Genomic DNA, 8209 nt, shown 5'->3' with positions numbered 1-8209 from the left:
TTCACAACCGTCTGCGGATCGGTAGCCCGGACAGGCGCAACGCGCCGCCTCCGGGGAAGGTGCTGTGTCTGAAACCTCGGTGCGGTTTCTCCCCGGCTTGCGCTGCGCTTAGCCGGGCTACAGGTTCACAACCGCCTGCGATCGGGTAGCCCGGGCAAGGCGCTTGCGCCGCGGCCCGGGGAAATTGCCGCCTACAGCCGCACGACGCCCCTGGCCGCCGCCTCATCACGCCACGCCAGCAGCGGCTGATAGTCCGCGCGCCGCATATCGCTGTAGCCGCAGATAAACAGCGCTTCGCAAAGCGGCCGGTAGCGTTCATCGCTCACCAGCTGCTGCAACGCCTCTCTCAGCAGCCCCAGCGTCGCCGCGGACGTCGTCGCCGACGTAATCAGCGGCAGACCCGGGGCGAGCGGGCTGCGCGCAATCACCGCCAGCCCCGCCAGCGCCTCCGGCTGATGACGCTGCAGCAGCGCCCAGGTCACGCAATCAATGGCGGCAATATCCGCCGTTCCCTGCTGAAGCTCACGCAGCGACTGGCGATGGCTGCCGCTAAACGCGACCGCCGAGAAGAAGCGCCCATCGCGCGACAGCGGCGCGACCATTTTTAACAGCACGTTATAGCCGGACTGGGAATCCGGCGAATTGCACGCTACCCGACGCCCGCGAAAATCCGCCAGCGTCTGACCACCGTCCACCTCACGTACCGCCAGCAGGCTGCGGTAGTTCCGCCCTTCGCATCCGGGCGCGGAATAGTGAAAACAGCCGACCGTTTGCACTGCCGGCAGCCGCGTCATCAGCGGATAACCGCAGGTCTGGCTCAACAGCAGCGCCGGATGGCGCCAGTGCGTCAGCAGATCCTCAGGTACCTGATACGACAGCGTATCCTCCTCCACCACGCCGCGGGCCGCCAGCAGCTGCCGCACCGCCCGCCAGAGCGCCTGAGTATCCTCGTCATTCACCGCGTACATCGGAAACGCCAGCCTTTCACTCATGCTCTTCATCCGCCTTACCCTGCTGGTTGAACCCGGGATGGGCATTCACCGCCACCGGTCTGGCAAAAAAATGCCGCAGCCATTCACCGTAGCCGCGCACCACAAACCCGGCGTTGCGCCGCTGATACTCCGCCTGATTATGCAGATAGATTTTTCGCAGCCCGTACCACGGTACCCCCGGCAAATCGTGATGCACTGAATGGTAGTTGAGATTGAGGAACAGCACCCGCCAGACCAGCCCCGCCTCGTTAATCACCGAACGGGCCAGCGGATCGTCCGCGGCGCGGTGTTCAAGGAAAGAGCGCACTTTGGTCAGCGCCAGCGCCGGGTAGCTGATAGCCAGCACGAAGTAAAGCGGCGAAAAGCCGAGGTGATTCATCCACGCGAACAGCGCCGCCAGCAGCAGGCCGTGAACCAGCCACATCGCTATTGTGTTCACCCGCCGGTGTCGAAATGCCGCCAGCGCGCTGCCGAGCGTCTGGGCAATATCCAGCAGCGGCGCCACCAGCAGCCTGCCGATAAACGTATTGCGCAGATGAATAAGGCTACGCTGCCAGGGGGCAAAACGCTGCCAGCTCTGCGGCGTAAAATAGTAGGATTCCGGATCGTCAACCGGCTGCGTCAGCAAATGATGATGATGGTGCGCCAGGTGCGAATCGCGGTACAGCCCGTAGGGATACCAGACCGCCAGCGGCAGGGTCCCCAGCAGCTGGTTAAACCATGGTCGCGACGTGGGGTGACCGTGAATAAGCTCATGCTGCAATGACATATACCAGGCGGTGAACCAGATGAGCAGCAGCGTGGCGGGGAAAATGCCCAGCTCGCGCCACCAGGCCAGCGAGGCAAACCAGCCGCCGTAGACGGCAACGATCAGTAGCCAGGTGGGCAGCTCGCTGCGCCACAGCCAGCTACGGGAAAACTGATGAATCCGCTCGCGCTGCTGCGGATGCAGATAGACCGACCTGCTTTTTGCCATTCCTGCCACTGCCTTTTCGCGTTATCGTTTGATCCTCCGAAGATGTGAGATAACGCGTTAAATAACAAAGAATTTAAATCGCTTAGCTTTGCCAGAAAATCACCTTAGCCCTCGTTGAGCACGATGATATATCGCCACCCGGCGAGCATGCTCACGCCCGCGCACGCCAGCAGCGACGCCCCCAGCGATTGCCCCCACCCGGCCGCCAGCAGACCGGCGCCAATCAGGACATAATAAAACAGGCCGAAAAAGGCGCCGGCGGTGCCCCGGCAGTCGCCGTAGGCGCTCAGCGCCGACCCCAGCACCAGCGGGATCGCCATGGCCCAGGCAAGGGTGACCAGCGCAACCGGCGCCACAAACCAGATTGATTCCCGCAGCACGTACACCGCGACGCCGCCGGCTAAGTGCAGAATGCAGGCGATGGCGAGAATCCGCCCTAGCGAGACATTCCGACGCAGCAGCCGGTGGTTAAGCAGCGCGCCGAGCAGCGAACCCGCGGCAAGCGCCATGCCGCTGTAGCCAAACGTCAGGGCATCAAGATCGAATCGGGCGAACAGAAACGGGGCCAGGCTGTAGTAGCTGAACAGGCTGACGTTAAATGCCGCCACCAGGATTGCCGCCAGGGCGATACGCGTATCGCCCACCATCCGCCGCAGCACGTGAAGAAACGGCCCTCTCCTGAGGTTTTGCGGACGCGTTTCCGGCATCAATGCCAGGCAGCCCAGCAGAAGCGCGGCGGCCAAAAGCGCCAGCGCGCTGAATACGCCGCGCATCCCCCAGAGGGCGGTCAACCCGCCGCCGATATAGACCCCGACGGCCGGGCTCACCGCCAGCGCCAGGCCGATAAACGAAAAAATTCCCGCCAGCTGCCGCCCGCGATAGCAGTCCCGCAGGACCGTCTGCGTCACCACTGAACCGGTTGCCGCGCCAGCGGCCGTGACGATCCGCGCCGCCAGCAGCAGCGAAAAATCCGTCGCCCACAGCGCCATCAGGCATCCCAATGCGTAAACCCCTAACCCCGCCAGCAGGGCCGGACGCCGGCCGTAGCGATCGCTGAATCCGCCCCACAGCAAAACGCCGACGGCAAAACCGATAAAGTACACGGAAAGGGTTAGCGCCGCCTGCGGCGCGCTCACGGAAAAACGGGCGCTGATATCGGTCAGCGCCGGGCTATAAATCGTTTCCGCTATTTGCGGAAACATCAGTAGCGCGGTCACCAGCACCAGCGCGGCACGTCCCAACATATCCACCTCCTGATTAACAAGAGGCGCTATTGTAGGGAAGCCGTTTATCGAACATTATAAACATAATGACTTTAAATATCGGAAATCAGACATTATGGCCTGGCTTGACGCTGACGCGGCATTCGATCCGGATGCGTTGAAAAGTAGCCTGATTGGCGTGCAGTCGGCGCTCGGTAACCACGACTCCGGCAGCCACCGGCATAAGATGGCGCAGATCCTGTTTACCCGTCAGGGATGCGTGCGTTTAACGCTCGACGATGGCGCCCTGCTGTGCCTGCTGCCGCCGGGGCGCGCGGCGTGGATCCCCGCTGAAGTCAGCCATCGCGCGGAGATGAAAAACATTGTCGACTATCGTTCCGTCTGGTTTCAGCCGCAGCGTTACCCTCAGTTGCCAACGCAGTCGGCGATACTCAACGTGGTGCCGCTGCTGCGCGAACTATTAGAGCGCATCAGCGCCAGCCCCTGGGATACCGACTGGGAGGCCGAGCCGGCACGGCATCTCGCCGCCCTGTGCCAGGCGGAAATTCGCGCCGCCGCGCGGGAGCCGATGATGCTCGCGCTGCCGCAGGATAAACGGCTGGCGATGGTTTGCGGCGACGCGCTGCCGCCGCCGCTTGGGACGCTCGCTGCCCGCTGCGGCGCCAGCGAAAAAACCATCAGCCGACTGTTTCGCCGCGATACCGGGATGTCCTACCAGCAGTGGCGTCAACAGTGGCGATTAATGAAAGCGGTCGAGATGCTGGCAACCGGGGAGCGGATTACCGATACGGCGCAGGCGCTCGACTTCGCCAGCGATAGCGCCTTTATCTACTTCTTCCGCACCATGACCGGCATGACGCCGGGGCGTTATTTTTCCGCCTGATGGTGGCCGCCCGGCGTGAACGGCGGCAGCTTCAGAAAGGTGTTCTGCAGCCCTTCGGACCACGCTTTGCGAATGGTATTGAAATAGGGATCGTTTTCGGTGATCCGATGCTGTTCGGCGCTGCTAAGGCTACCGCTGCGGTACAGCAGGGTGTCCAGCGGCAGCCCCACCGAAAGATTGCTGCGCAGGGTGGAGTCGATCGAAATCAGCGCGCAGCACATCGCCTGCTCCAGGGGAGTATCGATGGTCAGAACCCGGTCGATAATCGGCTTGCCGTATTTGCTCTCGCCAATCTGGAAATAGGGCGTGTCGCGCGTGGCTTCAATAAAGTTGCCTTCCGGATAGATATGAAACAGCCGGTGCGTTTCGCCGGCGATCTGCCCGCCGAGCAGCAGGTTGCAGTTGAAGTTGGTATTGCCGCAGTTCTGCTGATTGCTGCTGTCGCGCTGAATCACCTCCTGTAAGGTTTTGCCGATCAGCATCGCCGCGTCGTATAGCGAGGTCACCTGCATCAGGTTAGGCTCCTGCTGGGTGCGAATGCGGGCGCTGAGCAGGCTAATCACGCTCTGAGTGGTGGCCAGGTTGCCCGCCGACTGCAGGACCATGACCCGTTCGCCATCCTGATGGAAAACGTGCAGTTTTTTAAACGTTGCAATATGGTCCACTCCCGCGTTGGTGCGGGAGTCTGAGGCAAATACCAGTCCATCTGACAAACACATGGCCACACAGTAGGTCATCGTTTTTTGTTCCTGCCGTTATTGCTGCTGCGCCTGCTGCGAATGCTCGCGCACTTCAGCGTTAGTTAACATGATTTCCCCCCCGCCGCCGAGGCGGGTGCCGCGTACCGGGCACGCATCAAGATAGTCCAGCCCGGTCGCCAGCCGCAAATGTTGATTCAGGCTGCGCGTGTTATTGGTGATATCAAACGACTGCCAGCGCTCGTTGAGCCACACTTCGGCCCAGGCGTGCATGGCGACGTGCTCGGCGTTATCGCTGTAAACGTAGCCGCTGACGTAGCGCGCCGGGATCTCCAGCGCCCGGCAGCAGGCGAGAAACACGTGGGTGTGATCCTGGCAAACCCCTTTCGCGCGCGCAAAGGCATCGGCGGCGGAGTCCTGCACCTGGGTGGCGCCCGGCGAATAGGGCATTCTCAGCAGCAGATCGGCCATTAACCGGTTCAGGCTCTCCTCCTGCGCCTCCGGCTGATACCAGCGCTGGGCGAATTCGCGGATCGGGCCGTCAGCGCGGGTGAGCGGCGTACAGCGCAAGAAAACCAGCGGCGACAGCAGCTCCTGCGGCTCCGCGCCGATGTCGTCCCCCTCTTCGGCGATATCGACGATCCCGCTGGCGCGGATGGTAATCTCTTTATGCGGATTATCCAGCGTCAGCACGTGCAGCACGTTGCCCCAGGCGTCGGTGGTGGCGACGGCGGAACCGTCCGGCAGGGTTAATGTCCAGGCGGTGATCTTCTGCCGACCGCTGCTGCGCGGCGTCAGGCGCAGATACTGGGTCGAAAACTTCACTTCTTCATCGTAGCCGTAGCGGGTCAGGTGATCGATAACCAGTTTCATAACGCCTCCAGATAGGTTTGTCTGATGCTGTCGGAAAGCGCGTTAATCCGCGCCAGTAGTGCATTAAGGGTGACCTGTAAATCGGCCTGCGCCAGATCGTCGCGGGTGCTGAAACGCAGGTCGACGTTGAGCTGGTGCGCCAGCCGCAGCGGCAAGTGCGAGCGGTCGTTGGCAATCTGTTCCAGCTGCCCGACGAGGTCGGAAATACTCGCTCTCAGCGATCTCGGCACATCGTTGCGCAGGATCAGCAGCTCCATCACCGTTTCGCGGCTGACCGGCTGGCGGTAAATGCTGTTGTACGCCTCGCGGGCGCTGACCGCATTAAGTAGCGTATCCAGCCGGTAGTACTCGCGTACCGGATCGGGATCGCTGTTCAGCTGCTGATCCTTAATCAACAGCAGCTGCGCGGTGGCGGATGCCCGCTCGATCAGCGTCCCGATCCCGATAAAGCTCAGGGCGTCGTTACGCAGCAGCGTGCCGAGGATCGCCCCGCGAAACAGATGTACCCGCTCTTTTACCCACTCAAAGAAAGCGTCGTTGCCCAGCTCGCCGATCCCCTGCTGGCGCAGCTTTCGCAGCTCAATGCGCGTGGCGTTGATGCTTTCCCACACCTCCGCCGACAGGCTGCCGCGCACCGCATGGGCGTTGTTCCACGCCATCTCGACGCAGCTGAAAATGCTGTACGGGTTGTTGCCGTCGAGCGCGAAAAAATTAAGCAGGTTGCTCATAGTGAAACGCGCGTGCCGCGCCTGAAACAGCTCATGGGTCAGCGACAGATTCAGCGGCAAGGCTAAATCCCGCGACTGCTGGCTGTGACGGGGGATCATCGACAGCTTCCAGGTCACGTCCAGCACCCGGGCATAGCTTTCCGCGCGCTCAAGGTAGCGCGCCATCCAGAAGAGTTCACTCGCTGTGCGGCTTAACATGATTCATCATCCTCCATCACCCAGGTATCCTTGGTGCCGCCGCCCTGCGACGAGTTCACCACCAGCGAGCCTTCGGTTAGCGCCACCCGCGTCAGCCCGCCGGGAACCAGGCGGATCTCCTGGCCGGAAAGGACGAAGGGACGTAAATCGATATGGCGGGGCGCCAGCCCCTCGTCGACAAAGGTTGGGCAGGTCGACAGCGCCAGGGTGTCCTGGGCGATATAGTTGGCCGGATTCGCCAGCAGACGCTGGCGAAACGCATCGCGCTCCTCTTTGGTCGAGCGCGGGCCAACCAGCATGCCGTAGCCGCCCGCGCCGTGAACCTCTTTCACGACCATCAGTTCAAGATTGCTCAGCACGTAGCTGAGATCTTCCGCCTTACGGCACTGCCAGGTGGGAATATTGCTCAGGATCGGTTGCTCGCCCAGATAGAAGCGGATCATCTCCGGTACGAAGGGGTAGATCGATTTATCGTCGGCGACGCCGGTACCGATGGCGTTGGCCAGCACCACGCCCCCGGCGCGATACACAGACAGCAGCCCCGGAACGCCTAGCATGGAGTCGGCGCGGAAGGCCAGCGGGTCAAGGTATGCGTCGTCGATACGCCGGTAAATGACGTCCACGCGCCGCGGTCCTTCGGTGGTGCGCATGTACACCGCCCCGGTTTTAATAAACAGATCCGCGCTTTCCACCAGCTCAACGCCCATCTGCTGGGCCAAAAAGCTGTGTTCAAAATAGGCGCTGTTAAACCGCCCCGGGGTCATCACCACCACGCACGGATCGTCCACCGGCGAGCTTTCGCGCAGCGTTTGCAGCAGATAGCTGGGGTAGCGTTCTACCGGCGCAATATGGTGCTGTTCGAACATTTCGGGATACAGCCGCATCATCATTTTGCGGTTTTCCAGCATGTAGGAGACGCCGGAGGGGGTGCGCAGATTATCCTCCAGCACGTAATACTGGCCGTCGCTGTTGCGCACCATATCGACTCCGGTGATATGGGCGTAGGTGTTATTGGGTAAATTTATCCCCTGCATACAGGGTTGATACTGTTCGTTCGCCAGTACCTGTTCGGCCGGGATCAGCCCCGCGCGAAGGATATTTTGATCGTGGTAGATATCGTAAAGAAAAGCGTTGAGCGCTTTCACCCGCTGGCGGATGCCGCGGTCAATCCGCTGCCACTCGCCGGCGGGAATAATACGCGGCACGCTGTCGAAAGGGATCAGTCGTTCGGTGCCCTCATCCTCGCCGTAGACGTTAAAGGTGATGCCGATGCGGTGAAAGAGCAGCTCCGCCTGCTCTTTCTTCTGCCGGATAGAGAATTGATCGGTACTGCGAAACCATTGCCACCAGGCGTTATAGTGCTGACGCTGCTCTCCCTGTGCGGTAAGCATCTCATCATAATAATGCCCGTCAGGAAGCGTTATTTTTATCATGGCCGTCTCCTCCGGTTGTACTCACTTTGAGGTAATCCCGGTAAGAGATAAGCATTAATTATGCCAGGTAACGCAGCGCGGCGGCGCGGCGTTACGCTGTTATGCCATGACGCTGAATTGAATAAAAAACAATCAGACGCTTTGCTTATTTATGGCCTGTTTTTCGCTTAAAGCGCACCAATTTGGGGCAAGTCGATTCACGCGA

The 8209-nt window shown here is 61.0% G+C and carries 8 protein-coding genes; 1 reads left to right on the top strand and 7 read right to left on the bottom strand.

Going from position 1 to position 8209, the window contains the following annotated elements; genetic code table 11:
* Positions 1-191: 191 nt before the first annotated feature.
* From SIK97_RS22345 to SIK97_RS22335, 3 genes are all read right to left on the bottom strand, one after another.
* Positions 192-992: a phosphate/phosphite/phosphonate ABC transporter substrate-binding protein gene (locus tag SIK97_RS22345; protein ID WP_032749977.1), complete on the bottom strand. Its 801-nt coding sequence runs from the start codon at positions 990-992 to the stop codon at positions 192-194.
* Positions 985-1968 carry a fatty acid desaturase gene (locus SIK97_RS22340; RefSeq protein WP_014229788.1) on the bottom strand — a complete coding sequence of 328 codons (984 nt, stop codon included), beginning with the start codon at positions 1966-1968 and terminating at the stop codon, positions 985-987. The genes SIK97_RS22345 and SIK97_RS22340 overlap by 8 nt, the downstream gene beginning before the upstream one ends.
* A gap of 104 nt (positions 1969-2072) precedes the next feature.
* Positions 2073-3212 carry an MFS transporter gene (locus SIK97_RS22335; protein ID WP_025106161.1) on the bottom strand — a complete coding sequence of 380 codons (1140 nt, stop codon included), beginning with the start codon at positions 3210-3212 and terminating at the stop codon, positions 2073-2075.
* 94 nt (positions 3213-3306) lie between these two features.
* Between SIK97_RS22335 and SIK97_RS22330 the strand changes: the two genes are divergently transcribed.
* Positions 3307-4074, top strand: a complete 768-nt coding sequence (locus SIK97_RS22330) for an AraC family transcriptional regulator (protein ID WP_025106160.1) — start codon at positions 3307-3309, stop codon at positions 4072-4074.
* Here SIK97_RS22330 and SIK97_RS22325 read toward each other — a convergent pair.
* The 4 genes from SIK97_RS22325 to SIK97_RS22310 are packed head-to-tail and all read right to left on the bottom strand — an operon-like array spanning position 4059 to position 8004.
* The gene (locus SIK97_RS22325) at positions 4059-4811 is read right to left on the bottom strand and encodes a proteasome-type protease (protein WP_032749981.1); all 753 of its coding nucleotides are present in this window, start codon (positions 4809-4811) and stop codon (positions 4059-4061) included. The genes SIK97_RS22330 and SIK97_RS22325 overlap by 16 nt on opposite strands.
* An 18-nt stretch (positions 4812-4829) precedes the next feature.
* On the bottom strand, positions 4830-5645 hold the full coding sequence (locus SIK97_RS22320) for a transglutaminase family protein (RefSeq protein WP_047723596.1): 816 nt from the start codon (positions 5643-5645) through the stop codon (positions 4830-4832).
* A complete protein-coding gene (locus SIK97_RS22315; RefSeq protein WP_004103215.1) occupies positions 5642-6571 on the bottom strand; it encodes an alpha-E domain-containing protein in 930 nt (309 codons plus the stop codon). Before SIK97_RS22315 ends, SIK97_RS22320 begins: the two co-directional genes overlap by 4 nt.
* Positions 6565-8004: a circularly permuted type 2 ATP-grasp protein gene (locus SIK97_RS22310; protein ID WP_014229793.1), complete on the bottom strand. Its 1440-nt coding sequence runs from the start codon at positions 8002-8004 to the stop codon at positions 6565-6567. The genes SIK97_RS22315 and SIK97_RS22310 overlap by 7 nt, the downstream gene beginning before the upstream one ends.
* Positions 8005-8209: the final 205 nt, after the last annotated feature.

It is taken from the genome of Klebsiella sp. JN_Kp126 (genome assembly GCF_033843325.1).
In the GTDB taxonomy this organism is placed as follows: Bacteria; Pseudomonadota; Gammaproteobacteria; order Enterobacterales; family Enterobacteriaceae; genus Klebsiella; species Klebsiella michiganensis.
The sequence above is the reverse complement of the archived record's forward strand: the minus strand, read 5'-3'. Positions and strand labels throughout refer to the sequence as shown.

Bases quoted from the DNA above. Each gene is read 5' to 3' on its own strand.
- SIK97_RS22325 (WP_032749981.1), bottom strand. From the start codon at position 4,811: ATGACCTACTGTGTGGCCATGTGTTTGTCAGATGGACTGGTATTTGCC.
- SIK97_RS22340 (WP_014229788.1), bottom strand. From the start codon at position 1,968: ATGGCAAAAAGCAGGTCGGTCTATCTGCATCCGCAGCAGCGCGAGCGG.
- SIK97_RS22335 (WP_025106161.1), bottom strand. From the start codon at position 3,212: ATGTTGGGACGTGCCGCGCTGGTGCTGGTGACCGCGCTACTGATGTTT.
- SIK97_RS22315 (WP_004103215.1), bottom strand. From the start codon at position 6,571: ATGTTAAGCCGCACAGCGAGTGAACTCTTCTGGATGGCGCGCTACCTT.
- SIK97_RS22345 (WP_032749977.1), bottom strand. From the start codon at position 992: ATGAGTGAAAGGCTGGCGTTTCCGATGTACGCGGTGAATGACGAGGAT.
- SIK97_RS22330 (WP_025106160.1), top strand. From the start codon at position 3,307: ATGGCCTGGCTTGACGCTGACGCGGCATTCGATCCGGATGCGTTGAAA.
- SIK97_RS22310 (WP_014229793.1), bottom strand. From the start codon at position 8,004: ATGATAAAAATAACGCTTCCTGACGGGCATTATTATGATGAGATGCTT.
- SIK97_RS22320 (WP_047723596.1), bottom strand. From the start codon at position 5,645: ATGAAACTGGTTATCGATCACCTGACCCGCTACGGCTACGATGAAGAA.